Raw genomic sequence first — 25592 nt, 5'->3', positions numbered from 1 at the left:
GCGGCGGGTGCCGGCGCGACATGCGCGGGCGGCCCGGGCGCCGCATCGAAGCGCCGCGCGGCGATGCCGGCGGCGGATGGACGGAACGTTACATCAGCACGATATCGTACTGCTCCTGGCTCAGGTTCGATTCGACCTGCAGCGACACCGGCTTGCCGATGAAGTCGATCAGCATCGCGAGATGCTGCGACTCCTCGTCGAGGAACAGGTCGATCACCTGCTGCGCGGCGATCACGCGGAATTCGCGCGGGTTGAACTGCCGCGACTCGCGCAGGATCTCGCGCAGGATGTCGTAGCACACGGTGCGCGAGGTCTTCACCTGGCCCTTGCCCTGGCAGGTCGGGCACGGCTCGCACAGCACGTGCGCGAGCGATTCGCGCGTGCGCTTGCGCGTCATCTCGACGAGCCCGAGCTGCGAGAAGCCGTTGACCGTTACGCGCGTGCGGTCGCGCGACAGCGCCTTCTTCAACTCGGACAGCACCGCGTCGCGATGCTCGGCGTTCTCCATGTCGATGAAGTCGATGATGATGATCCCGCCGAGGTTGCGCAGCCGCAGCTGCCGCGCGATCGTATGCGCGGCCTCGAGGTTGGTCTTGAAGATCGTGTCGTCGAAGTTGCGTGCGCCGACGTAGCCGCCCGTGTTCACGTCGATCGTCGTCATCGCCTCGGTCTGGTCGATCATCAGGTAACCGCCCGACTTCAGGTCGACGCGGCGCGACAGCGCGCGCTGGATCTCCGTCTCGATGTTGTACAGGTCGAACAGCGGACGCTCGCCCGTGTAGTGGTGCAGCTTCGGGCTCACGGCCGGTGTGAATTCGCCCGCGAATTCCGACAGGCGCTGGTACGTCTCGCGCGAATCGACCTGGATGCGCGTCGTGTCGTCGTTCGCGAAATCGCGCAGCACGCGCTGCGCGAGATCGAGGTCCTGGTACAGCAGGCTCGTCGCCGGCAGCCGCTGTGCCTGGGCGACGATCGTCGCCCACGTCTTGCGCAGGTACGTGACGTCGCCGGCGAGCTCGTCGGAGGTGGCATCCTCGGCGATCGTGCGCACGATGTAGCCGCCTTTCTCGTCCGGCGGGATCACGGCCGTCAGGCGCGCGCGCACGGCCTCGCGTTCGGCCTCGCTCTCGATCTTCTGCGAGATGCCGATATGCGGCTCCTGCGGCAGGTAGACGAGCGTGCGGCCCGCGATGCTGACCTGTGTCGACAGCCGCGCGCCCTTCGTGCCGATCGGATCCTTGATCACCTGGACCATCAGCGTCTGGCCTTCGAACACGATCTTCTCGATCGGCTGGTGCGGCGTGCTCGACTGCGGCTCGCCCGCGAGGCGCGGATGCCAGATGTCGGCGACGTGCAGGAACGCCGCGCGTTCGAGGCCGATGTCGATGAACGCCGACTGCATGCCGGGCAGCACGCGCACGACCTTGCCGAGATAGATGTTGCCGACCCGCCCGCGCGACAGCGTGCGCTCGACGTGAAGCTCCTGCACCGCGCCTTGCTGGACGAGTGCGACCCGCGTTTCCTGCGGCGTGAGGTTGATCAGGATTTCTTCGTTCATGGTGGGTTCAGAAGGCGACGCGCGCGGCACGCAGCAGCGCGGCAGTCTCAAAAAGGGGCAGACCCATGATACCTGAATGGGACCCGTCGATTCGCTCGATGAACTCGGCGGCGCGCCCCTGGATCGCGTATGCGCCGGCCTTGCCGAACGGCTCGCCGGATTCGACGTAGCGCGCGTACGCGTCGCGCGACGCGGCCGCGAAACGCACCGACGAGCGCGACAGCGCGGGCGGCAGCAGTTCACCGTCGGCATCGATCACGGCGACGGCGGTCAGCACCGCGTGTTCGCGGCCGGCGAGGCGCGTGAGCATCGCGAGCGCGTCGTCGGCGTCGGCCGGCTTGCCGAGGATCGCGCCGTCGATCGTGACGGTCGTATCGGCGACCAGCACCGGCGAGGCCGGCTTGCCGCTCGCGACGAGGCGCGCACGCGCAGCCTCGGCCTTGGCGATGGTCACGCGCCGGACGTACGCATCGGCGGCTTCGCCGGGCAGTTCGGCCTCGAGCGCCTCGGCATCCTCGTCGGGGCGCGGCAGCAGCAGCTCGAAGCGTACGCCGATCTGTTGCAGCAGCTCCTGGCGGCGCGGGCTTTGCGAAGCGAGGTAAAGGGTCGGGAAAAGCGCGGGGGGCGTGCTGGACGGCATGGTGTCGTTATCTCGGTGTGCGCGCGTGGCGCGCGTCTCGAGGACGACACGTCATGCGCGGTGGTAGGGGTGATTCTGCGTGATGCTCCACGCCCGGTAAAGCTGTTCGGCGAGCAGCACGCGCACCATCCCGTGCGGCAGCGTCATGCTCGAGATGCGCAGCAGCGTGTCGGCACGCGCTTTCAGTTCGGGATCGAGCCCGTCGGCGCCGCCGATCACGAACGCGACGTCGCGGCCGTCCTGCTGCCAGCCGGGCAGCGCCTGCGCGAGCTGCATCGTGGTCCAGTCGCGGCCGCGCTCGTCGAGCGCGACGAGGCGCGCGCCCTTCGGCAGCGCGGCCTCGATCTTCTGCCGCTCGGCCGCCATCACGCTTTCGGCGCTGCGGCCGCCCGAACGCAGTTCAGGCTTGATCTCGCGCAACTCGATGCGCAGCTCGGGCGGCATCCGCTTCGTGTATTCGTCGAAGCCGGATGCGATCCAGCCCGGCATCTTGTGGCCAACCGCAAGGATGAAAAGCTTCATCGGAAGACGCTTGACGACTCGGGACTCAACGGCGGCGAGCGGCCGTCTTGCGCGCCGGGCGGGCGGGCGCGGCTTCCTCTTCTTCGTCGTCGCCTTCGCTGGCCTGGGCGAAGCCGTTGCCCTTGCCGCCGCCGAGCTTCATCCGCACGGGCTTGTCGCCCCAGATTTCCTCGAGGTTGTAGTACTGGCGCAGGGCCGGTTGCAGGATGTGCACGATTGCGTCGCCGCAGTCGACGAGCACCCATTCGCCGGTGTCTTCGCCTTCGGAGCTGACGATGTCGCCGCCGGCTTCCTTGACCTTGTCACGCACGCTCGACGCGAGCGCCTTGGTCTGGCGGTTGGAGGTGCCCGAAGCGACGACCACGCGGTCGAACAGTTCGGTCAGGTGGCTGGTGTTGAACACCTTGATGTCTTGCGCCTTGACGTCTTCGAGGGCGTCGACGATCACGCGCTGCAGTTTGCGAATATCCATGGATTCAGGAATGGTAGAGGCGATGTTGAAGAATATAGGCCCATACGGCGGCCGGCACATGCTCGGCCGATGCGTCGGGCATTTGCGCATGGCGTGCGATGCATTCGCGCAGGTGGGCGCGGATGTCGGTCGCGGCAATGTCGAACGAAAGGGTCGTATCGATCAGCAGGTGGCCTGCCGGCGTGGCCTTCAGCACGTCGGCGCCGGCCTGCCGCGCGGCGATTACCTGCGCGACGTCCGGTGGCGCCGCGCCGAGGTCGAACCCCGGGCGCGTCGACACGCAGATGTGCGCGTAGTCGAACAGCTTGCGCCAGTCGCGCCACGTGTCGAGGCGCACGAGCTGGTCGGCGCCGATCAGCAGCGACAGCGATGCGCCTGGGCCGATCCGCTCGCGCCAGCGCGCGAGCGTCTCGACCGTGTAGGTCGGGCCGGCGTGCTCGATCTCGTCGGTGGCGACGGTCACGGTCACGCCCGGCACGGACAGCGAGCCGGCGGCCGCGCGCGTCATCGCGAGCCGATGCTCGGCAGCCGACACGTCACGCTTCTGGTACGGCTGCCCGGCGGGCAGCAGCACGAGTTCGGTCAGTCCGAGCAGTTCGGCGAACCGGCGCGCGAGCGCGAGATGGCCGTCGTGGATCGGGTCGAAAGTGCCGCCCAGCAAGCCGATACGACGCGGCAGCGGGGCGGGGCGGGCGGTGGTGTCCAGAAACGCGTCCTTTGCTTGAGGCAGGGTCAGACCCAGTCGCGCGGCACGATGAAGTCGCTGTACAGGCGCGCCTCCGGCGAACCCGGCTCGGGCTGCCAGTTGTAGCGCCAGTTCGCGACCGGCGGCATCGACATCAGGATCGACTCGGTCCGGCCGCCGCTTTGCAGGCCGAACAGCGTGCCGCGATCGAACACGAGGTTGAATTCGACATAGCGGCCGCGGCGGTACGCCTGGAAGTTACGCTCGCGCTCGCCGTACGGCAGCTCGGCGCGTCGCTCGACGATCGGCAGGTAGGCCTGCAGGAACGCGTCGCCGACGCTTTGCATCATGTCAAACGAGCGTTCGAAACCGGGCTCCGAGAAATCGTCGAAGAAGATCCCGCCGATGCCGCGCATCTCGTTGCGGTGCTTCAGGAAGAAATACTCGTCGCACCACTTCTTGAAGCGCGGGTAGAGCTCGACGCCGAACGGGTCGAGCGCATCCTTGCAGGTCTGGTGGAAATGCCGGGCGTCGTCCTCGAAACCGTAAACCGGTGTCAGATCCATGCCGCCGCCGAACCAGAACACGGGCTCCTCGCCCGGTTTCGTCGCGATCAGCATCCGCACGTTCATGTGGACGGTCGGGCAGTACGGATTGCGCGGGTGCAGCACCAGCGACACACCGAGCGCCTCGAAGCCGCGGCCCGCGAGTTGCGGGCGCGCCGCGCTCGCCGACGGCGGCAGCGCATCGCCCGCGACGTCGGAAAAGCCGATCCCCGCGCGTTCGAACACGCGGCCGCCTTCGAGAATCCGCGTGCAGCCGCCGCCGCGCAGGCGTTCGGCCGGCCCGCGTTGCCATGCGTCGGTCGCGAGCGGCGTACCGTCGAGCGCGCCGAGCGCGTCGGCGATGCGTGTCTGCAGGCCCTGGAGGTACGTGCGCACGCGCGCTACGTCGTAGGTCGAATCGGTCATGTCTGGACTGGGTGCCCCCGCCCGAAGCGGGGGCCGTAAAAAAGGCTTCTGCCGGGCATTCTATCGAACCCCGGCAGACGAGCCGCCGCCGCGCGCGGGCGGGGCGGCAATTGCAGCGTCAGGCGCTCTTGCGGTTGAGCGCGCGAAAGCCGATGTCGCGGCGGTACTGCATGCCTTCGAAATTGATCTGGTTGATCGTATCGTACGCATGCTGCTGCGCTTCGCGCACCGAATCGGCGAGGCCGACCACGCACAGCACGCGGCCGCCGGACGTCGTCAGCTTGTCGCCGTCGAGCGTCGTGCCCGCGTGGAACGTGACGGCCTGTTCGGTCTCGGTCGGGATCCCGTTGATGCGGTCGCCCTTGCGCGGCGCGTCCGGATAACCGTGCGCGGCCAGCACGACGCCCAGCGCGGTGCGGCGGTCCCAGTCGAGCTCGACCGTGTCGAGCGTGCCCGCGATCGCCTGCTCGACGACCTTCGAGAAATCGCTCTTCAGGCGCGCCATGATCGGCTGCGTTTCCGGGTCGCCCATCCGGCAGTTGAACTCGAGCGTGCGCGGATTGCCTTCCTTGTCGATCATCAGGCCCGCATACAGGAAGCCCGTGAAGCGGATGCCGTCCTTCTCCATCCCGCGTACGGTCGGCATGATGATCTCGCGCATCACGCGTGCGTGCATCTGCGGCGTGACGATCGGCGCGGGCGAATACGCCCCCATGCCGCCGGTGTTCGGGCCGCGATCCTCGTCGAGCAGGCGCTTGTGGTCCTGGCTGGACGCCAGCGCCAGCGCGTGCTTGCCGTCGACCATCACGATGAAGCTCGCTTCCTCGCCATCGAGGAATTCCTCGATCACGACACGCGCGCCGGCGTCGCCGAGCTTGTTGCCCGACAGCATCATGTCGACGGCTTCGTGCGCTTCTTCCGGCGTCATCGCGACGACGACGCCCTTGCCGGCCGCGAGGCCGTCGGCCTTCACGACGATCGGCGCACCCTTCGCGTCGATGTACGCGTGCGCGGCGGCCACGTCGGAGAACGTTTCGTACTCGGCGGTCGGGATGCCGTGGCGCTTCATGAACGCCTTCGCGAAATCCTTCGAGCTCTCGAGCTGCGCGGCTTCGCGGGTCGGGCCGAAGACCTTCAGGCCGCGTGCGCGGAACAGGTTGACGATGCCGGCCGCGAGCGGTGCTTCCGGCCCGACGAGCGTGAACGCGACGCCTTCGCGTTCCGCGAAATCGGCGAGTTCGTCGAGCGCCGTGATGTCGACGTTCTTCAGACGCTCGTCCTGCGCCGTGCCGCCATTGCCGGGCGCGACGTAGACCATCTGGACGCGCGGCGACTGCGCGAGCTTCCACGCCAGCGCATGTTCGCGGCCGCCGGAACCGACGACGAGTAGTTTCATGGGATTCCCCGCAGACTAGAAAACAGGGCGGCCGGCACGCTCAGGCGCGCCGGCCGCGGATTCGGTCGGGCCGCCGCCGCGACAGGAACACGGCGGCCGGCACCTCATTCCTCGACGATGACGGCGTTCGTATACACGTCCTGCACGTCGTCGAGGTTCTCGAGCGCGTCGAGGAGCTTCTGCATCTTCGCCGCGTCGTCGCCGGTGAATTCGACTTCGTTCTGCGGCTTCATCGTCACTTCGGCGAGCTCGGCCTTGAAGCCGCCGGCTTCGAGCGCGTCCTTCACCGCCGAGAATGCCTGCCAGTCGCACAGCACTTCGATCGAACCGTCGTCGTTCGTGTTCACGTCGTTCGCGCCGGCTTCGAGCGCGGCTTCCATCAGCGCGTCTTCCGACGTGCCCGGTGCGAACAGGAACTGGCCGACGTGATCGAACATGAACGCGACCGAGCCGTCGGTGCCCATGTTGCCGCCGAACTTCGAGAACGCATGGCGGACTTCCGCGACCGTGCGGGTGCGGTTGTCGGTCAGCGTGTCGACGATGATCGCCGCGCCGCTGATGCCGTAGCCTTCGTAGCGGATTTCCTCGTAGTTCGCGCCATCCGCGCCGCCGACGCCGCGATCGATCGCGCGCTTGACGTTGTCCTTCGGCATGTTCGCGTCGGCCGCCTTGTCGACCGCCAGACGCAGGCGCGGGTTCGAGTTGACGTCACCGCCGCCGAGGCGCGCCGCGACCTGGATTTCCTTGATCAGGCGGGTCCAGATCTTGCCGCGCTTCGCGTCGGCCGCTGCCTTCTTATGCTTGATGTTGGCCCATTTCGAATGACCAGCCATACCTTTCTCCGTGCCCGGGCGCACAGCGCGGGCGATTGTTTCAATGTGTCGTTGAATCGGCGGCCGTTTCGGCGGGCATGAAGCCGCGGGGCCGCGCGTGTCGAGTGGATCGAGATTTTATCACGCGGCGACCGCCGGATCGGGGCCGCCGCGCATGGCCGGACGGCCAGGCGGGCCGCCGCGAGCCGGGCCGCGCGCCGCGCGGCCGTACCGGGGCTCAGTTCTTGGTGCCGAACAGGCGGTCGCCCGCGTCGCCGAGGCCCGGCACGATGTACGCATGCTCGTTCAGGTGCGAATCGAGCGACGCGACGAACAGCTTCACGTCCGGGTGCGCGTCCTGGAACACCTGCACGCCTTCGGGCGCCGCGACCAGCGCGACGAACATGATGTTCGCGGCCGGCACGTTGCGGCGCTTCAGCACGTCGACCGCGTGCACGGCCGAGTAGCCGGTCGCGACCATCGGGTCGCACAGGATGAAGATGCGGTCTTCCAGATCCGGCAGGCGCACCAGGTATTCGACCGGGCGGTGGTCGTCGGCGCGGTACACGCCGATGTGGCCGACGCGGGCGGACGGAACCAGGTCGAGCAGGCCGTCCGACATCCCGATGCCCGCGCGCAGCACCGGCACGATCGCCAGCTTCTTGCCCGCGATCACCGGCGCGTCGACCTCGACGAGCGGGGTTTCGACCCGCTTGGTCGTGATCGGCAGGTTGCGGGTGATCTCATAGCCCATCAGCAGCGTGATTTCGCGCAGCAGCTCGCGGAACGTGCGCGTGGACGTGTCCTTGTCGCGCATGTGCGTGAGCTTGTGCTGGATCAGCGGGTGATCGGTGATGAAGAGATTCGGGAAACGGCTGTCCTGTTTCATGACGGGGGCGCCTTGGCGGCAAAAGAGGATCGGGGGCGGTGGCGGGCGCAAGCCGGCCGCGCGCTTATGCCCGCAATTTTACCAAGGCGCGCCGCATGATCCGGATAATATCGACGTCTCACGACAATCCGCGCGCCCGCTGCCGCCCGATTGCCCGCCCGACCCGTCCGGGGTCCGTGCGCCGGCGTGATCGGGCCGAGCCGGCGCGTGTCGCCACCAAGGAATCGACGATGGATCTCGGCATCGAAGGAAAGACCGCGCTGGTGTGCGCGGCAAGCAAGGGGCTCGGTCGCGGCTGCGCGGAAGCGCTGGCCGCCGAGGGCGTGAACCTCGTGATCGTCGCGCGCACGCGCGACACGCTGGAGGAAACCGCGGAGGAGATCCGCGCCGGCGCGAACGTGTCGGTGACCGCGGTCGCCTGCGACATCACGACGCCGGACGGGCGCGCGGCCGCGCTCGCCGCGTGCCCGCAGCCGGACATTCTCGTGACGAATGCCGGCGGCCCGCCGCCCGGCGACTTCCGCGACTTCTCGCACGACGACTGGATCCGCGCGCTCGAAGCGAACATGCTGACGCCGATCGAGCTGATCCGCGCGACCGTCGACGGGATGATCGCGCGCGGCTTCGGCCGGATCGTCAACATCACGAGCTCGGCCGTGAAGGCGCCGATCGACGTGCTCGCGCTGTCGAACGGCGCGCGCTCGGGGCTGACCGGCTTCGTCGCGGGGCTGTCGCGCAAGGTCGCGGGGCAGGGCGTGACGATCAACAACCTGTTGCCGGGCCTGTTCGACACCGACCGGATCGCGACCACGCTCGCCGCGTCGGCGAAGGCGCAGGGCGTGAGCGTCGACGAGATGCGCGCGCGGCGCACGAAGGACATCCCGGCCGGCCGCCTCGGCACGCGTGCGGAATTCGGCGCGGCGTGCGCGTTCCTGTGCAGCGTGCACGCGGGCTACATCACCGGGCAGAACTGGCTGCTCGACGGCGGCTCGTATCCGGGCACGTTCTGACGCGCGCACCGCCTTTCACGACAACCACCTGAAACGAAGGATCTGGAGATGAGCAAACCCCGCATCGCATTGATTGCGCACGACGCGAAGAAGGACGAGATCGTCGCGCTCGCGGGCGAATTCCGCACGACGCTCGCGCAATGCCGGCTGGTCGCGACCGGCACGACCGGCGGCCGCATCGCGGACGCGCACGGGCTCGAGGTCGAGCGCAAGCTGTCGGGGCCGCTCGGCGGCGACCTGCAGATCGGTGCGGAACTGGCCGACGGCCGCATCGACATTGTCGTGTTCCTGCGCGACCCGATGACCGCGCAGCCGCACGACCCCGACATCACCGCGCTCGTGCGTGCCTGCGACGTGCACGACGTGCCGGTCGCGACCAACGTCGCCACCGCGCGGATGCTGCTCGACGATCTGGCGCGCAACATGCAGGACGTTTGCTGAGGGCTGCCCGCGCCCGATTGCCCCTGCTGGCGGCAGGGCCATGCACGGATGGCCGCGGCGCGCGAGAATCGTGCGTCGCGACGCGCGCCTGCCGGCCGGTACCCGCATGAGGCCGGCCCCGCGGATCGGCGACCCGGATTTTTCCCTGACCGAATCAGAAACGAGGAGCGAAACGATGCCGAAAGCAATCCGATACGACCAACCGGGCGGCCCGGACGTGATGAAGTGGGTCGATGTCGAGGTCGGCGAACCGAAGGCAGGCGAAGTCCGCATCCGGCAGCACGCGGTCGGCCTCAACTACATCGACGTCTATTTCCGCACCGGTTTGTACCCGCAAGCGCTGCCCGGCGGTCTCGGGATGGAGGCGGCGGGCGAGGTGACGGCCGTCGGCGAAGGCGTGACCACGCTCAAGGCGGGGGACCGCGTCGCGTACGTCGGGCAACCGCCGGGCGCATACGCGCAGGAACGCGTGATGCCGGTCGACCGGCTCGTGAAGCTGCCCGACGGCATCAGCTACGACGACGCGGCGTCGGTGATGCTGCAGGGCCTGACCGCGCACTACCTGCTGCGCCGCACGTATCCGGTGAAGGCCGGCGACACGATCCTGATCCACGCGGCGGCCGGCGGTGTCGGCCTGCTCGTGTGCCAGTGGGCGAAGGCGCTCGGCGCGACCGTGATCGGGACGGTCGGCTCCGACGAGAAGGCCGCGCTCGCGAAGGCGCACGGCTGCGACCATCCGGTCGTCTACACGCGCGAGAACTTCACGCAGCGCGTGAAGGAGATCACGAACGGCGCCGGCGTGCCGGTCGTCTACGACTCGATCGGCGAGGACACCTACGTCGGCTCGCTCGACAGCCTCGCGCCGCTCGGGCTGTTTGTCAGCTTCGGCAACGCGTCGGGCCCGCTGCCGCCGATCGACTCGAAGGAATTCTCGTCGCGCGGCTCGCTGTTCTTTACGCGCCCCACGCTGTTCTCGTACATCGCGAAGCGCGCCGATCTCGAAGCCGCGGCCGCCGAGCTGTTCGACGTGCTGCTGTCGGGCAAGGTGAAGACCAGCATCAACCAGCGCTATCCGCTCGCGGAAGTTGGCCGCGCGCATGAAGATCTCGAAGCGCGCAAGACCACCGGCTCGACGATCCTCGTTCCCTGACCTGTCTCCCCGTGCCGGCGCCACGCCGGCACGCGCTTCTCCGGGCGGCGCCACGGCGCCGTCCGTCCCGTCTCCCGGTTCCCGCCGTCGTCCCCCCAGAATGCCTCGTTTACGCGTTTTTTATACGCGCCCCGATACCTTTGACCCGTCCTTTACGTGCGTTCCCATAAGGTTCTAGTCGTCTGATTTCGACGATGGAGAACAGAAAAATGGATGGGGTTTTCATCGGCGCACTGGTGCTCTTCACCGCGCTGATCCTCGGTTTGGTTGCCGGTTGCGACAAGCTGGTGCAATACGGTCGCGGGGGGCGAGCATGACCTGGATGCTTTGGCTGGCGGGCGCCTCGACGGCGCTGCTGTTCGCGTATCTCGTCTTTGCGCTGCTGCGCGCGGAGGACATTGAATGAACGCGAACAATCTCTTTCAGACGCTGCTCTTCATCGTCGTGCTGCTGGCGGCGGCCGTGCCGGTCGCGCGCTATCTGTCCGCGGTGATGGACGGCAGCTCGCGCGTCGTGCGCGTGTTCGGGCCGCTCGAGCGCGCGCTGTACCGCATCGCCGGCGTCGACGCCGGCAGCGAGATGAACTGGAAGCAGTACGCGATCGCGACGATCGCGTTCAACGCGCTCGGCGCGCTGTTCCTCTACGGCCTGCTGCGCCTGCAGGGCTTCCTGCCCGGCAACCCGCAGCAGTTCGGTGCGATGACGGTCGACGGCGCGTTCAACACGGCCGTCAGCTTCGTCACCAATACGAACTGGCAGGACTACACGCCCGAGCAGACCGTCAGCTACCTGACGCAGATGCTCGGCCTGACCGTGCAGAACTTCCTGTCGGCGGCAACCGGGATCGTCGTCGTGATCGCGCTGATCCGCGGTTTCGCGCGTCATACCGCGCAGACGATCGGCAACTTCTGGGTCGACCTCACGCGCGTGACGATGTACGTGCTCGTGCCGATGTCGATGATCATCGCCGCGCTGCTGATGAGCCAGGGCGTGATCCAGAACATGAAGTCGTACCAGGACGTGCCGGTGCTGCAGGCGAGCACCTACGCCGCGCCGAAGCTCGACGCGCAGGGCAATCCGGTGAAGGACGACAAGGGCAACGCGGTCACGGTGCCGACCCCGCTCACGAAGCAGACGCTCGCGATGGGCCCGGTTGCGTCGCAGGAAGCGATCAAGATGCTCGGCACCAACGGTGGCGGCTTCTTCAACGCGAACTCCGCGCACCCGTACGAGAACCCGACGCCGTTCGCGAACGTCCTGCAGATCTTCGCGATCCTGATCATCCCGGCCGCGCTGTGTCTCGTGTTCGGCCGCATGATCGGCGACCGCCGGCAGGGCATCGCCGTGCTCGCGGCGATGACGGTCGCGTTCGTGCTCGCGATCGGCTTCGAGGTGAGCGCCGAGCAGGCCGGCAACCCGACGCTCGCCGCGCTGCACGTCGACCAGTCGGCGAGCGCGCTGCAGCCGGGCGGCAACATGGAAGGCAAGGAAACGCGCTTCGGCATCGCGCAGACCGGCATCTTCACGGTCGCGACCACGGCCGCGTCGTGCGGCGCCGTCGACACGATGCACGATTCGCTGACGCCGCTCGGCGGCCTCGTGCCGATGCTGCTGATGCAGCTGGGCGAAGTGATCTACGGCGGGGTCGGCTCGGGTCTCTACGGGATGCTCGTGTTCGCGCTGCTCGCGGTGTTCGTCGCCGGCCTGATGATCGGCCGCACGCCGGAATACGTCGGCAAGAAGATCGAAGCGTACGAGATGAAGATGGTGTCGATCGTCGTGCTGCTCACGCCGCTGCTGGTGCTGGTGGGCACGTCGATCGCCGTGCTCGCCGATGCGGGCAAGGCCGGCATCGCGAACCCGGGGCCGCACGGCTTCTCGGAAATCCTGTACGCGTTCAGCTCGGCCGCCAACAACAACGGCAGCGCGTTCGCGGGCCTGACGGTCGGCACGCCGTTCTACAACTGGATGACCGCGATCGCGATGTGGTTCGGCCGCTTCGGCACGATCGTGCCGGTGCTGGCGATCGCCGGCTCGCTCGCCGCGAAGAAGCGCATCGCGGTAACGAGCGGCACGCTGCCGACGCACGGTCCGCTGTTCGTCGTGCTGCTGCTCGGCACCGTGCTGCTGGTGGGCGCGCTGACCTACGTGCCGGCGCTCGCGCTCGGCCCGGGCGTCGAGCACCTGATGATGTGGCTGGGCGCGTGATGCGCGCCCGCATGGCGACACCTTGAAAAGACTGAAGAGATTGAAGAGATCGCAATGACTCAACATTCCGCAACACGGTCCATGTTCGATCCGGCGCTGCTGCGCCCGGCGATCGTGGACTCGTTCAAGAAACTCACGCCGCGCACGCAGTTCCGCAATCCGGTGATGTTCTGCGTGTACGTCGGCAGCATCCTGACCACGATCCTGTGGATCGCGGCGCTCGCCGGCCAGGCCGAGGCGCCCGCGGGCTTCATCCTCGCGATCGCGCTGTGGCTGTGGTTCACCGTGCTGTTCGCGAACTTCGCCGAAGCGCTCGCCGAAGGGCGCTCGAAGGCGCAGGCCGCGTCGCTGCGCAGCGCGAAGAAAGACGTGATGGCGAAGAAGCTCAACGAGCCGCATCCGAAGTCGCCGATCCGCATCACGACCGCGACCGAGCTGCGCCGTGGCGACGTCGTGCTGGTCGAGGCCGGCGACGTGATCCCGGCCGACGGCGAGGTGATCGATGGCGTTGCGTCGGTCGACGAATCGGCGATCACCGGCGAATCCGCGCCGGTGATCCGCGAATCGGGCGGCGACTTCTCGTCGGTGACGGGCGGCACGCGCGTGCTGTCGGACTGGATCGTCGTCAAGGTCACCGCGAATCCCGGCGAGGCGTTCCTCGACCGGATGATCGCGATGGTCGAAGGCGCGAAGCGCAAGAAGACGCCGAACGAGATCGCGCTGACGATCCTGCTCGTCGCGCTGACGATCGTGATGCTGCTCGCCACTGCCACCCTGCTGCCGTTCTCGACGTTCGCGGTCGAGGCGATGAAGGCCGGCCATGTCGTGACGATTACCGCACTGGTTGCGCTGCTCGTGTGCCTGATTCCGACGACGATCGGCGGGCTGTTGTCCGCGATCGGCGTGGCCGGGATGAGCCGGATGATGCAGGCGAACGTGATCGCGACGTCGGGCCGCGCGGTGGAAGCCGCCGGCGACGTGGACGTGCTGCTGCTCGACAAGACCGGCACGATCACGCTCGGCAACCGCCAGGCATCGACGTTCGTGCCGGCGCCGGGCGTGACCGAGGAAGCGCTGGCCGATGCCGCGCAACTGTCGTCGCTCGCCGACGAAACGCCGGAAGGCCGCAGCATCGTCGTGCTCGCGAAGGAGCGCTTCAACATTCGCCAGCGCGACATGGGGCAACTGCACGCGACGTTCATCGGCTTCTCCGCGCAGACGCGGATGAGCGGCGTCGACCTGCCGGGCCGTGAAATCCGCAAGGGTGCGGCCGACGCGATCCGCAATTACGTCGAGACGCACGGCAGCCGCTTCCCGGAAGAAGTGCGCCGCGCGGTCGACGAAGTCGCGCGCCGCGGCAGCACGCCGCTCGTCGTGGCCGACCTGCATGAAGGCGCGGCGCGCGTACTCGGCGTGATCGAGCTGAAGGACATCGTGAAGGGCGGCATCAAGGAGCGCTTCGCGGAACTGCGCAAGATGGGCATCAAGACCGTGATGGTGACGGGCGACAACCGGCTGACGGCCGCGGCAATCGCGGCGGAAGCGGGCGTCGACGATTTCCTTGCCGAAGCGACGCCGGAAACCAAGCTCGCGACGATCCGCGAACACCAGGCCGCAGGGCGCCTCGTCGCGATGACCGGCGACGGCACCAACGACGCGCCGGCGCTCGCGCAGGCCGACGTGGCCGTGGCGATGAACACCGGCACGCAGGCGGCGAAGGAAGCCGGCAACATGGTCGACCTCGACTCGAACCCGACGAAGCTGATCGAGATCGTCGAGATCGGCAAGCAGATGCTGATGACGCGCGGGTCGCTCACGACGTTCTCGATCGCGAACGACATCGCGAAGTACTTCGCGATCATCCCGGCCGCATTCGTGACGACGTACCCGCAGCTGCGCGTGCTCGACATCATGCACCTGACGTCGCCGGCGTCGGCCATCCTGTCTGCGGTGATCTTCAACGCGCTGATCATCGTCGCGCTGATTCCGCTGGCGCTGAAGGGCGTCACGTACCGGCCGCTCGGCGCCGCGTCGCTCCTGCGCCGCAACCTGCTGGTATACGGCCTCGGCGGCGTGCTGCTGCCGTTCCCGTTCATCAAGCTGATCGACATGACGCTCGCTGCACTCGGCTGGGCCTGAGCCGGCCGTATTTGAAGGAAACATCATGAAAACGTTGATTCGTCCGCTCGTCGTGCTCTTTGTCGTCCTGACTGCCGTGACGGGGCTCGCCTACCCGGCCGTGATGACCGTGTTCGGCCAGGCCGTGTTCCCGTCGCAGGCGAACGGCAGCCTGATCGAGAAGGACGGCAAGGCGGTGGGCTCCGCACTGATCGGCCAGCCGTTCGATGCGCCGAAGTACTTCTGGGGCCGGTTGTCGGCGACCTCGCCGATGCCGTACAACGCGACCGGCTCCGGCGGCTCGAACCTCGGCCCGCTGAACCCGTCGCTCGCCGACCAGGTGAAGGGGCGCATCGCCGCGCTGCGCGACGCGGGCACCGACATGTCGAGGCCCGTGCCGGTCGACCTCGTGACGGCGTCGGCCAGCGGCCTCGATCCGGAGATCACGCCGGCCGCCGCCGCGTACCAGGTCGAGCGCGTCGCGAAGGCGCGCAACCTGGCGCCCGACGCGGTCGCGCAGCTCGTCGCCGCGAATACGACGGGCCGCCAGTTCGGCGTGCTCGGCGAGACGCGCGTGAACGTGCTGAAGCTGAACCTCGCGCTCGATGCGGCACAGGCCGCGCACTGAGCGCGCGTCCGGGCTTCCGACGGCAACCGGCGTCCGGCGCGGCACGCCCCGCGCCGGGCGCGCCTTTTCCCGACGGCGCATGCGCCGTCTTTGCCTTTTGCGGCGATTTGGAACAACAATGCTCGTACTCGCGCGCATCCGGGCGCTCCGCCTTTCTGACGCATGAATCGTCCCGATCCAGACCAACTCCTCGACAAGCTGCAGCGTGACGAAGAAAAGCAGCGGCGCGGCCAGCTCAAGATCTTCTTCGGCGCATCGGCCGGTGTCGGCAAGACCTACGCGATGCTGCAGGCCGCGCGCCAGCGCCTGCAGGAAGGCGTCGACGTCGTCGTCGGCATCGTCGAGACCCACGGGCGCAGCGAAACCGCCGCGCTGCTCGACGGCCTCGACGTGCTGCCGCTCGCGCGCATCGACTATCGCGGCCGCACGCTCGCCGAATTCGATCTCGACGGCGCGCTCGCGCGTGAGCCGCAACTGATCCTCGTCGACGAACTCGCGCATTCGAACGTGCAGGGCGCGCGGCACCTGAAGCGCTGGCAGGATGTGTACGAACTGCTCGACGCGGGCATCGACGTCTACACGACCGTCAACGTCCAGCACCTCGAAAGCCTGAACGACGTGGTCGGCGCGATCACCGGCATCCGCGTGTGGGAGACGGTGCCCGACCGCGTGTTCGACGCGGCCGACGAAGTCACGCTCGTCGACCTGCCGGCCGAGGAGCTGCTCGAGCGGATGCGCGACGGCAAGGTCTATCTCGCGCAGCAGGCCGAGCGCGCGGTGCGCAACTTCTTCCGCAAGGGCAACCTGATCGCGCTGCGCGAACTGGCGCTGCGGCGCACGGCCGATCGCGTCGACGCGCAGATGCGCGAGTATCGCGCCGATCGTTCGATCCAGCGCATCTGGCAGGCACGCGAGCGGCTGCTCGTGTGCGTCGGGCCGGGCCCTGAAGCGCCGACGCTCGTGCGCGCGGCGGCACGGCTCGCCGCGAGCCTGAAGGCCGACTGGATCGCCGTCTATGTGGAGACGCCGCGCCTGCAGCGGTTGCCCGATGCGCGACGGCAGCGCACGCTCGACGCGCTGAAGCTCGCGGCCGAGCTGGGCGCGGAGACGGCCACGCTCGCCGGCGCCGACGCGGTTGCCGCGCTGATCGGCTATGCGAAGGTGCGCAACGTGTCGAAGATCGTCGCGGGCGGCTCGCCGAAGGTCGGGCTCGTGCGCCGCTTCGTGCGGCCGTTCGGCGAGAAGCTGGCCGAACGCGCGGGCGACGTCGACCTGATGCTGATCCGGGCGTCCGCGAGCGACGAGGCGCGCGCAGCCCCCCTCGACGCACGTGCGCGCGACTGGCGTGACGCGTTCGCGCAGTTCGGCACGCACCGTTCGCCGCCGCGGCACTACGTGTACGCGGCCGCGATCTGCGCGGCGATCACGGTTGTCGCGAGCCTCGTGTCCGAGCGGCTCGACCTCACGAACCTCGTGATGCTGTACCTGCTCGGCGTCGTGTTCTCGGCCGTGCGGCTCGGGCGCGGCCCGGGCGTGCTGCAGTCGTTCCTGTCGGTGGCCGCGTTCGATTACTTCTTCGTGCCGCCGCGCATGTCGTTCTCGGTCAGCGACACGCAATACCTGCTGACCTTCTTCGGGATGCTGCTGACGTCGCTCGTGATCAGCCACCTGACGTCGACGCTGACGCGCCAGGCGAGCGTCGCGCAGCGCCGCGAGCGCCGCACCGGCGCGATCTATGCGATGGCGCGCGAGCTGGGCGCGGCGCTGACGACCGAGCAGATCGTCGAGATCGGCAGCCGTCACGTGGGCGAGGTGTTCCGCGCGCGTGTCGCGTTCCTGCTGCCCGACAGTGCGGACAAGGTGCGCCAGAAGATCGAGGAGCCCGATGCGGCCGTCACGCTGACGGGCACCGACCTCGACAGCGACGTCGGCCAGTGGGTGTACGACCAGCAGAAGCCGGCCGGCCGCGGCACCGATACGTTGCCCGCGACGGCCGCGCTGTACCTGCCGCTGAAGGCGCCGATGCGCACGCGCGGTGTGCTCGCGGTCGCGTCGCGCGAGCCGCGCGAACTCGAGGTGCCGGAGCAGCAGCGGATGCTCGACGCGTTCGCCGCGCAGATCGCGCTCGCGCTCGAACGCGTGCACTACGTCGAGATCGCGCGCGACGCGCTCGTCAACATGGAATCCGAGCGGCTGCGCAACTCGCTGCTGTCGGCGATCTCGCACGATCTGCGCACGCCGCTCACGACGATCGTCGGCTTCTCGTCGATGCTCGCGAACGGGCGCGCGGCCGCGCAGGGCGGCGACGCCGCGGCGGCCGAACGCTTCGCGCAGCGCGAGGGCGAACTCGTCGACGCGATCCACGACGAAGCGCTGCGGATGACGGGCATCGTCACGAACCTGCTCGACATGGCGCGGCTGCAGGCCGGCAGCCTGCAGTTGAAGCGCCAGTGGTCGCTGCTCGAGGAAACCGTCGGGGCCGCGCTCGCCGCCTGCAAGCGCGTGCTTGCGCGCCATCCGGCGCGCGTCGTGCTGCCGGCCGACCTGCCGCTCCTGCAGATGGACGCGGTGCTGATGGAGCGCCTGTTCACCAACCTGTTCGAGAACGCGGCGAAGTACACGCCGGCCGATACGCCGCTCGACATCGGCGCCGAGCGCGTGACCGACGACGGGCTGCCGTTCGTGCGCGTGCTCGTCGACGATTACGGTCCCGGCCTGCCGGCCGGGATGGAAGCGCGGATCTTCGACAAGTTCACGCGCGGCGAGAAGGAATCGGCGACGCCGGGCATCGGCCTCGGCCTCGCGATCTGCCGCGCGATCGTCGAAGCGCACGGCGGTAAAATCGGCGCGTTCAACCGGACGGCACCCGACGGCCACGTGACGGGCGCGCGTTTCTGGTTCACGCTGCCGGTCGAGACACCGCCGGCCGCGCCTGCCGTACCCGACGACGAACCCGAAGTGCCGGGGGCGTCGTCCCCATCCGAATCATTGCCAGATCATGAGTGAACCCAGCCTGACCGTCGTCCTGATCGAGGACGAAAAGCAGATCCGCCGTTTCGTGCGCGCCGCGCTCGAGGAGGAGGACATCGCGGTGTTCGAGGCCGAGACGGGCAAGCAGGGGCTGATCGACGCGGCGACGCGCAAGCCCGATCTCGTGATCGTCGACCTCGGCCTGCCCGATACCGACGGCCTCGACGTGATCCGGGAATTGCGCGGCTGGTCCGAGGTGCCGGTGATCGTGCTGTCCGCGCGCACGCAGGAAGAAGAGAAGGTCGCGGCGCTCGACGCGGGCGCCGACGACTACCTGACCAAGCCGTTCGGCGTGTCCGAACTGCGCGCGCGGATCCGCGCGCAACTGCGCCGGCGCAACCAGGGCGGCGCGAACGAGTCGCCGAAGGTGACCTTCGGCACCGTGACCGTCGATCTCGCGCTGCGCCAGGTGTGGCGCGACAACGAAATCGTGCACCTGACGCCGCTCGAATACCGGCTGCTCGCGACGCTCGTGCGGCACGCGGGACGCGTGCTCACGCACCGCCAGCTGCTGCGCGACGTGTGGGGGCCGTCGCACGTCGAAAGCCACCACTATCTGCGCATCTACATGGCGCACCTGCGCCAGAAGCTCGAGCGCGACCCGGCGCAGCCCGAGTACATCGTGACCGAGACGGGCGTCGGTTACCGGCTGGTCGGCGCCGCATGACGGGCATAGCCGGGGCGCAACGGCGCCCGTGCGCGTGACGTCGCGTGCCGGCACGGTTGCGCCGGCGCGACAGTCTCGCGGCCGGCGCGCGCGTTGCACACCCGGCGCTCATTCCCCGTTATCCTGACCGTTCCGCGAACGAAAACGAGGAGCGTGCAATGTCCGTCCGTCTGGTCGTCATCTGTGCGCTGGCGCTTGCCGCGTCTGGCGCGTTCGCCCAACCGCTGCCGCCCGGGCAGCAACCGTCGTCGCAGCAGCAGGCGATGGCCAATCCCGCGTCGGTCAATTGCGCCAAGCTCGGCGGCCGCCACACGACCCGCAACCTGTCGAGCGGGCAGGTCGGCATGTGCGTGTTCAAGGATGGCCGCGTGTGCGAGGAGTGGGCGTTGTACCGCGACGACCGCTGCGTCGCCGGCGTCACGCCGAAGCGCGTGTCGAACTGACCGGGCCTGGCCGATCGTGCCCCCGATCGGCCGCCGGCCACGCGCCGCGTCCGTAAGCATCTTGTTATACTCGGCGCCGCCCGGGGACGACCCCGGGTCATTCGCTTCAACGGGGACGGCCCCATCCGATACGGAGTACGTCGAGATGGCGTGGGTATTGTTGTTCATTGCCGGTTTGCTGGAAGTGGCCTGGGCGGCCGGCATGAAATCGTCGGACGGCTTCACGAAGCTCGGTCCGTCGGTGTTTACGATCGTGACGGCGCTGGCCAGCTTCGGGCTGCTCGCGGTCGCGATGCGCCAGCTGCCGCTCGGCACCGCGTACGCGGTGTGGACGGGCATCGGCGCGGTCGGTGCGTTCGTGTTCGGCATCGTGATGATGGGCGAGGCGCTGACCGTCGCGCGCGTCGCGAGCGCCGTGCTGATCGTCGCGGGGCTGATCGGCCTCAAGCTGTCGTCGGCTGCCTGACGAGGGCGTCCCGGTGCGCACGCGCCCGGTGCCGCACTGCGGAATTGCGCCGGCCGTGCGCCTGGCCTGTCTATAATGGAACGCATTCGGGCCTGAATACCGTCGTGCTTCTCGCGGCACGTGGTGCCGGTCGCCACGCGCCGCGCGGCCGGTCTGTCCGACCCGATCCGATCAATCGGCAAATCGCACGGAAAGTGCAAGGAGAGGGCCATGATCGAAGCCATTTCGCTCGGCGCGGGGCTCGCGTGGGCGAGCGGCCTGCGCCTGTACCTGACCGTGCTGATCGCCGGCGTGCTGGCGCGGTTCGGCTGGCTCCACCTGCCCGACACGCTGGCCGTCCTGATGTCGCCGTGGGTCATCGGCGCCGCGGCCGTGCTCACCGTCACCGAATTCCTTGCCGACAAGATCCCCGCGTTCGACTCGCTGTGGGATGCCGTGCATACCTTCATCCGCATTCCGGCCGGCGCCGTGCTCGCGGCCGGCGCGCTCGGCCATGCCGATCCGACCGTGCTCGCGGTCGCAGGGCTCGCCGGCGGCTCGCTCGCCGGTGCCGCGCACGTGGCGAAGGCCGGCACGCGCGCGATGATCAACCTGTCACCCGAACCGATTTCGAACTGGATCGCGTCGTCGACCGAGGACGGCCTCGTGGTCGGCGGGCTCGTGCTCGCGTTCTTCGTTCCGCTCGCGTTCCTCGTGTTGCTTGCCGCCTTCATCGCGGCGTCCGCGTGGGCGCTCCCGCGCCTGTGGCGCGGTGTCTCGGGCGGCTTTCGCGGGATGGCGAACCACATGGTGTCGCGGCTCAACTCGATCGGGGGGAAGCGCGATTGAAGGGGCGGCAACCCGCGGCGCAGCCGCCGGCCGGGCATCCCGGCCATGAGGTGAACGCGCATGCCGGCCGCTTCGGCCTGCGCGACCTGTTCCGCCAGGCCGCCCGCATGACCGCGCGCGACTGGCGCGCGGGCGAGTTGACGCTGCTCGTCCTTGCACTGGTGCTCGCGGTCGCGGCGCTGACGAGCGTCGGCTTCCTCGCCGACCGGCTGCGCCAGGGGCTCGAGCGCGACGCGCGCCAGATGCTCGGCGCCGATTTCGTCGTGCGGGCCGATCGCCCCGTCGATCCGTCGTTCGACCAGCAGGCCCGCGCGCTCGGCCTGCATACTGCGACGACCGCCATCTTCCCGAGCATGATCGCGTCCGCCACGGGCGGGCAGGCGACCGACGCGGCGCCGTCGCGCCTCGCGGCCGTGAAGGCCGTGTCGCCCGGCTATCCGTTGCGCGGCGCGGTCGAGATCCTGCCGGCCGGCGCGGCCACCGCGCAGAAGGCGGCCGCGATTCCCGCGCCCGGCACCGTATGGGCCGATCCGGCGCTGCTCGATGCGCTGCACCTGAAGGCGGGCGATACGGTGCGCGTCGGGCTGCGCACGTTCAAGGTCGCCGCGTCGATCTCCCGCGAGCTCGATCGCGGGTTTTCCTTCGTCAATTTCTCGCCGCGGCTGATGATGCGCGCGGACGAGCTGGCCGCGACGGGGCTCACGGGCTATGGCAGCCGTGTCACGTACCGGCTGCTGGTTGCCGGCGACCAGCAGGCCGTCGCGCGTTTCGAGGCGTATGCGCACGCACGTGTCGACGGCGGGAAACTGCGCGGCGTCGGTCTCGAGTCGTTGCAGGAAGGCCAGCCGCAGGTGCGGCAGACGCTGGATCGCGCGCGCCACTTCCTGACGCTCGTCGCGCTGCTCACCGCGCTGCTCGCGGCGGTCGCGATCGCGATGGCCGCGCAGCGCTACATGCGGCGCCACCTCGACGGCTGCGCGACGATGCGCTGCCTCGGCGTGAGCCGCCGCACGCTCGGCGCGCTGTTCGCACTCGAATTCGCGGGCATCGGGATCGTGTCCGGCGCTGCCGGCGCGGTGCTCGGCTACGGCGGCCACTGGGCATTGCTGGCCGCGCTCGGCGGCCTGATCGACGTGGTGCTGCCGCCCCCCACGCTGTGGCCGGCGCTGATCGGCATGGGCGCCGCGCTGGTGTTGCTGCTCGGTTTCGCGCTGCCGCCGCTCGTGCCGCTCACGCGCGTGCCGCCGGTGCGCGTGCTGCGGCGTGAGTGGGGCGACGCGTCGCGCACGGCGTGGGCCGCGTATGCGGTCGGCGTCGTGCTGTTCGCGGGGCTGCTGATCGTGGCCGCCGGCAACCTGAAACTCGGGCTGATCGTCGCGGGCGGTTTCGCCGGCGCGCTGGTCGGTTTCGTGCTGATCGCGCGGCTCGTGCTGTTCGCCGCTGCGCGCGCGGTGCGCAACGCGCGCGTGGCCGCGGGCGTCGGCTGGCGTTACGCGCTCGCGTCGCTGCACCGGCGCGGCACGGCGAGCGCGCTGCAGATCACCGCGCTCGCGCTCGGCCTGATGTGCCTGCTGCTGATCGCGATCACGCGCAACGACCTCGTCGCGGGCTGGCAGCAGTCGACGCCGCCCGATGCGCCGAACCAGTTCCTGATCGACATCCAGCCCGACCAGCGCGCCGACGTCGCGGCCTATCTGGCCGCGCACGGCGTGCGCGACGCGGTGCCCGAGCCGATGGTGCGCGGCCGCCTCGTCGCGATCAACGGCAAGCCGGTGAATCCGGACGCCTACCCGTCCGAGGAGGCGCGCCGGCTCGTCGACCGCGAGTTCAACCTGTCCTATACGACCCGGTTGCCGTCCGACAACCGGATCGTCGAAGGCGACTGGTTCGGCACCGCGGCGACGCCGCAGATCTCGATCGAGGCGGGCCTCGCGAAGACGCTGAACGTGAAGCCGGGCGACGTGCTGCGCTTCGACGTGACGGGGCTGACGGTCGACGCGCCGATCACGAGCGTGCGCAAGCTCGACTGGGGTTCGTTCCGCGTCAATTTCTTCGTGCTGATGCCGCCGCCGGTGCTGAAGGATTTCCCGGCCGTGTACCTGACGAGCTTCCATTTGCCGGCATCGAATGCCGCGCTGCTCGATCCGCTGATCGCGCGCTATCCGAACCTGACCGCGATCGACGTCGCGCCGATCCTCGCGCAGTTGCAGCGGATGATGCTGCAGGTGGTCGGCGCAGTGCAGTTCCTGTTCATGTTCACGCTCGCGGCCGGCGTGCTCGTGCTGTACACGGCGCTCGCCGGCACGCGCGACGAGCGGGTGCGCGAGGCCGCGCTGCTGCGCGCGCTCGGCGCGTCGCGCGCGCAGGTCAACGCGGTGCAGCGCGCGGAGTTCGTCGTGGTCGGCGCACTGGCCGGTGCGCTGGCGTCGGCGGGCGCGATCGCGGTCGGCTGGGTGCTCGCGTCGCGCGTGTTCGATTTCCGGCTCGCCGTCGATCCGTGGCTCGTGCCGGCCGGCATCGCGGCCGGCGTCGCGTGCGCCGGTGCGGCCGGCTGGCTGAGCCTGCATAATGTGCTGCGGCGCCCCGCGCTGCAGTCGCTGCGCGACGCATGAGCGTCGCCGGCGGCCCCGAAGATCCTGTTTTCCGACTATCCGTATGACCGATGTGAATGACGATGCGCCGTCGCAACCGACGGCGTTCGAGCTCGTGGGCGGTGAAGCCCGCGTGCGCGAAATGGTGGACCGCTTTTACGACCTGATGGATCTCGAGCCCGAGTTCGCGCAGATTCGCGCGCTGCACCCGGATTCGCTCGACGGTTCGCGCGACAAGTTTTTCTGGTTCCTGTGCGGGTGGCTCGGCGGCCCCGACCACTACATCAGCCGGTTCGGCCATCCGCGGCTACGCGCGCGGCACCTGCCGTTCCCGATCGCGTCGGTCGAGCGCGACCAGTGGCTGCGCTGCATGGCGTGGGCGATGGAGGACATCGGGCTGCCCGAGCCGCTGCGCGAGCGGCTCATGCATTCGTTCTACGACACGGCCGACTGGATGCGCAACCGGCCCGGTTGATCGACCGGTACGCCGCCGCCCGCGCGCGGGACGATCTGCGTCTGGGCGCGCGCACCGCGCGGCGCGACACTGGCCGCTTCCCCCCAATCGATACGAGGCTCGCCCGATGACGACACAAGCGCTGTTTCGCGAAGACGCGTACCTCACGCAATGCGACGCGGTCGTGCTGGCCGTCGGCGACGACGGCATCCGGCTCGACCGCACCGTGTTCTATCCGCTCGGCGGCGGCCAGGCCGGCGACACCGGCACGCTGACGCTGCCCGACGGCAGCACGATCGCGATTGCCGATACGCGCAAGGCCAAGTTCGACGGCGCGACGCCCGACGACGCCGTGCACGTGCCCGCACCGGGGCAGGAGGCGAGCGTCGCGGCGCTCGAGCCCGGCACGCGCGTGGTCGCGGAGATCGACTGGCTGCGCCGCTATCGCCACATGCGGCTGCATACCGCAGCGCACCTGATGTGCGCGGTGCTGCCGTACGCGGTCGACGGTTGCAGCGTGACGGCCGACTACGTGCGGATGGATTTCGCGACGTCCGACGCGATCGACCGCGACGACGTCGAGCGGCGCCTCGCCGGCCTGGTGGGCGGCGCGCATCCGGTCACGACCGAATGGATTACCGACGACGAGATGGCCACGCGGCCGGACCTCGTGCGCACGATGAGCGTGAAGCCGCCGATGGGCCTCGGCCGTGTGCGGCTGCTGCGCATCGAGCAGGTCGACCTGCAGCCGTGCGGCGGCACGCATGTGCGCAATACGTCCGAAATCGGCGAGCTGCGGGTCGCGAAACTGGAAAAGAAGAGCGCGCGCACCCGGCGCCTCGTACTGGAGTTTGCATGACGATTGACACCCCCCACGCGGGCGCGGCGGCGCTCGATCCGCAAGCGCGGGAGATTCTCGATTTCTGGTTCGGCGAGCCGGGCTCGGCCGAATTCGGGCAGAACCGCAAGGTCTGGTTCAACGGCGGCGCGGCATTCGACGACGTGCTGCGCACGCGCTACGGCGCGTTGCTCGACGCCGCGTGCGACGGCGCTTGCGATCACTGGGCGGGCTCGCCGTCGGGGGCACTGGCGTTGATCGTCGTGCTCGACCAGTTCTCGCGCAACATCCATCGCGGCACGCCGCGCGCGTTTGCCGCCGATCCGAAGGCGCTCGCGCTCGCGCGCCGCGTCGTCGCGGCCGGCTGGGACGCGCAGTTGCCGAGCGGCCATCACCGCGCGTTTGCGTATCTGCCGTTCGAGCATGACGAGTCGGTCGAGAGCCAGCGCGAAGCCGTGCGCCTGTGCGCGGGCATTCGCGACGAAGCAGGGTGCGAGAGCTATCACCGCTTCGCGTTGCTGCATGCGGCCGTCGTCGAGCGCTTCGGCCGCTTTCCGCACCGGAACGCGATTCTCGGTCGGGTATCGAGTGACGAAGAGATGGCGTTTCTTCGCGAGCCCGGTTCGTCGTTCTGAGGATTCGGGCGGCGGTGTGACGCGGGGAGGGGGCGGGCCCGCGGAGTCTCGCGGGCACGGTGGCGGCCGGGCACGCCGGTCGGCGGCGCGCATTTCCCGATCGCTGTTCGCTGCTCCGGCGGTGGTGCTTACCGCCCCAC

General features: G+C 69.1%; 26 protein-coding genes. 17 read left to right on the top strand and 9 right to left on the bottom strand.

The features are described from left to right. Positions 1 to 88: 88 nt before the first annotated feature. The 9 genes from rng to upp all read right to left on the bottom strand — a co-directional run bounded on the left by rng (position 89) and on the right by upp (position 7945). A complete protein-coding gene (gene rng / locus CFB39_RS13020; RefSeq protein ID WP_089473312.1) occupies positions 89 to 1558 on the bottom strand; it encodes a ribonuclease G in 1470 nt (489 codons plus the stop codon). Positions 1559 to 1565: 7 nt separating this feature from the next. Beyond that, positions 1566 to 2198, bottom strand: a complete 633-nt coding sequence (locus CFB39_RS13015) for a nucleoside triphosphate pyrophosphatase (protein ID WP_089473311.1) — start codon at positions 2196 to 2198, stop codon at positions 1566 to 1568. Positions 2199 to 2249: 51 nt separating this feature from the next. After that, entirely contained in the window at positions 2250 to 2720 is a 471-nt protein-coding gene (gene rlmH / locus CFB39_RS13010) for a 23S rRNA (pseudouridine(1915)-N(3))-methyltransferase RlmH (protein WP_011352746.1), read from the bottom strand. A 25-nt stretch (positions 2721 to 2745) separates the two neighbouring features. After that, the gene (gene rsfS / locus CFB39_RS13005) at positions 2746 to 3192 is read right to left on the bottom strand and encodes a ribosome silencing factor (protein WP_089426006.1); all 447 of its coding nucleotides are present in this window, start codon (positions 3190 to 3192) and stop codon (positions 2746 to 2748) included. 4 nt (positions 3193 to 3196) lie between these two features. Beyond that, entirely contained in the window at positions 3197 to 3928 is a 732-nt protein-coding gene (locus CFB39_RS13000) for a nicotinate-nucleotide adenylyltransferase (protein ID WP_089473310.1), read from the bottom strand. Next, positions 3925 to 4848 carry an oxygen-dependent coproporphyrinogen oxidase gene (hemF, locus tag CFB39_RS12995; RefSeq protein WP_089473309.1) on the bottom strand — a complete coding sequence of 308 codons (924 nt, stop codon included), beginning with the start codon at positions 4846 to 4848 and terminating at the stop codon, positions 3925 to 3927. The genes CFB39_RS13000 and hemF overlap by 4 nt, the downstream gene beginning before the upstream one ends. A gap of 118 nt (positions 4849 to 4966) precedes the next feature. After that, on the bottom strand, positions 4967 to 6244 hold the full coding sequence (gene purD, locus CFB39_RS12990) for a phosphoribosylamine--glycine ligase (RefSeq protein ID WP_089473308.1): 1278 nt from the start codon (positions 6242 to 6244) through the stop codon (positions 4967 to 4969). A gap of 104 nt (positions 6245 to 6348) precedes the next feature. Beyond that, on the bottom strand, positions 6349 to 7077 hold the full coding sequence (locus CFB39_RS12985) for a YebC/PmpR family DNA-binding transcriptional regulator (protein WP_011352741.1): 729 nt from the start codon (positions 7075 to 7077) through the stop codon (positions 6349 to 6351). A gap of 217 nt (positions 7078 to 7294) precedes the next feature. Continuing rightward, positions 7295 to 7945: a uracil phosphoribosyltransferase gene (gene upp / locus CFB39_RS12980; RefSeq protein WP_011352740.1), complete on the bottom strand. Its 651-nt coding sequence runs from the start codon at positions 7943 to 7945 to the stop codon at positions 7295 to 7297. A 230-nt stretch (positions 7946 to 8175) separates the two neighbouring features. Between upp and CFB39_RS12975 the strand changes: the two genes are divergently transcribed. The 17 genes from CFB39_RS12975 (at position 8176) to CFB39_RS12900 (ending at position 25452) form a co-directional block, all read left to right on the top strand. Then, complete coding sequence (locus tag CFB39_RS12975; RefSeq protein WP_089473307.1) at positions 8176 to 8955, top strand: SDR family oxidoreductase; 780 nt, start codon at positions 8176 to 8178, stop codon at positions 8953 to 8955. A 48-nt stretch (positions 8956 to 9003) separates the two neighbouring features. Then, positions 9004 to 9396 (top strand): methylglyoxal synthase, encoded by a 393-nt coding sequence (locus CFB39_RS12970; RefSeq protein ID WP_043188929.1) that lies wholly within the window; start codon positions 9004 to 9006, stop codon positions 9394 to 9396. Positions 9397 to 9571: 175 nt separating this feature from the next. After that, the gene (locus CFB39_RS12965) at positions 9572 to 10546 is read left to right on the top strand and encodes a quinone oxidoreductase (protein WP_089473306.1); all 975 of its coding nucleotides are present in this window, start codon (positions 9572 to 9574) and stop codon (positions 10544 to 10546) included. 194 nt (positions 10547 to 10740) lie between these two features. Further along, complete coding sequence (locus CFB39_RS40800; protein WP_256976802.1) at positions 10741 to 10863, top strand: hypothetical protein; 123 nt, start codon at positions 10741 to 10743, stop codon at positions 10861 to 10863. Next, positions 10860 to 10952, top strand: a complete 93-nt coding sequence (gene kdpF / locus CFB39_RS12960; RefSeq protein ID WP_006752209.1) for a K(+)-transporting ATPase subunit F — start codon at positions 10860 to 10862, stop codon at positions 10950 to 10952. Before CFB39_RS40800 ends, kdpF begins: the two co-directional genes overlap by 4 nt. Next, positions 10949 to 12754, top strand: a complete 1806-nt coding sequence (gene kdpA, locus CFB39_RS12955) for a potassium-transporting ATPase subunit KdpA (protein WP_089473305.1) — start codon at positions 10949 to 10951, stop codon at positions 12752 to 12754. Before kdpF ends, kdpA begins: the two co-directional genes overlap by 4 nt. A gap of 54 nt (positions 12755 to 12808) precedes the next feature. Then, complete coding sequence (kdpB, locus tag CFB39_RS12950; protein WP_089473304.1) at positions 12809 to 14893, top strand: potassium-transporting ATPase subunit KdpB; 2085 nt, start codon at positions 12809 to 12811, stop codon at positions 14891 to 14893. Positions 14894 to 14918: 25 nt separating this feature from the next. Further along, positions 14919 to 15500, top strand: coding sequence for a potassium-transporting ATPase subunit KdpC (gene kdpC / locus CFB39_RS12945; RefSeq protein ID WP_089473303.1), 582 nt, complete (start codon positions 14919 to 14921; stop codon positions 15498 to 15500). A 162-nt stretch (positions 15501 to 15662) separates the two neighbouring features. Further along, positions 15663 to 18506, top strand: a complete 2844-nt coding sequence (locus CFB39_RS12940; protein WP_089473302.1) for a DUF4118 domain-containing protein — start codon at positions 15663 to 15665, stop codon at positions 18504 to 18506. Continuing rightward, positions 18499 to 19197, top strand: coding sequence for a two-component system response regulator KdpE (gene kdpE, locus CFB39_RS12935; protein ID WP_039370506.1), 699 nt, complete (start codon positions 18499 to 18501; stop codon positions 19195 to 19197). Before CFB39_RS12940 ends, kdpE begins: the two co-directional genes overlap by 8 nt. A 158-nt stretch (positions 19198 to 19355) precedes the next feature. Then, complete coding sequence (locus CFB39_RS12930) at positions 19356 to 19640, top strand: DUF333 domain-containing protein (RefSeq protein WP_089431503.1); 285 nt, start codon at positions 19356 to 19358, stop codon at positions 19638 to 19640. Between the two features lie 145 nt (positions 19641 to 19785). Further along, positions 19786 to 20106, top strand: a complete 321-nt coding sequence (gene sugE, locus CFB39_RS12925) for a quaternary ammonium compound efflux SMR transporter SugE (protein ID WP_089425993.1) — start codon at positions 19786 to 19788, stop codon at positions 20104 to 20106. A 210-nt stretch (positions 20107 to 20316) separates the two neighbouring features. After that, positions 20317 to 20934: a DUF4126 domain-containing protein gene (locus tag CFB39_RS12920; protein WP_011352729.1), complete on the top strand. Its 618-nt coding sequence runs from the start codon at positions 20317 to 20319 to the stop codon at positions 20932 to 20934. Next, entirely contained in the window at positions 20931 to 23546 is a 2616-nt protein-coding gene (locus tag CFB39_RS12915) for an ABC transporter permease (RefSeq protein WP_179257677.1), read from the top strand. The genes CFB39_RS12920 and CFB39_RS12915 overlap by 4 nt, the downstream gene beginning before the upstream one ends. Positions 23547 to 23589: 43 nt before the next feature. Continuing rightward, positions 23590 to 24000 carry a group II truncated hemoglobin gene (locus CFB39_RS12910; RefSeq protein ID WP_069248490.1) on the top strand — a complete coding sequence of 137 codons (411 nt, stop codon included), beginning with the start codon at positions 23590 to 23592 and terminating at the stop codon, positions 23998 to 24000. 106 nt (positions 24001 to 24106) lie between these two features. Further along, a complete protein-coding gene (locus tag CFB39_RS12905; protein ID WP_089473301.1) occupies positions 24107 to 24838 on the top strand; it encodes an alanyl-tRNA editing protein in 732 nt (243 codons plus the stop codon). Further along, positions 24835 to 25452, top strand: coding sequence for a DUF924 family protein (locus CFB39_RS12900; protein WP_089473300.1), 618 nt, complete (start codon positions 24835 to 24837; stop codon positions 25450 to 25452). The genes CFB39_RS12905 and CFB39_RS12900 overlap by 4 nt, the downstream gene beginning before the upstream one ends. The last annotated feature ends 140 nt before the right edge of the window (positions 25453 to 25592 follow it).

Origin of the sequence: Burkholderia sp. AU6039 (assembly GCF_002223365.1) — a bacterium.
Classification (GTDB): Bacteria; Pseudomonadota; Gammaproteobacteria; order Burkholderiales; family Burkholderiaceae; genus Burkholderia.
This window is presented reverse-complemented; position numbering and strand designations above follow the sequence as displayed.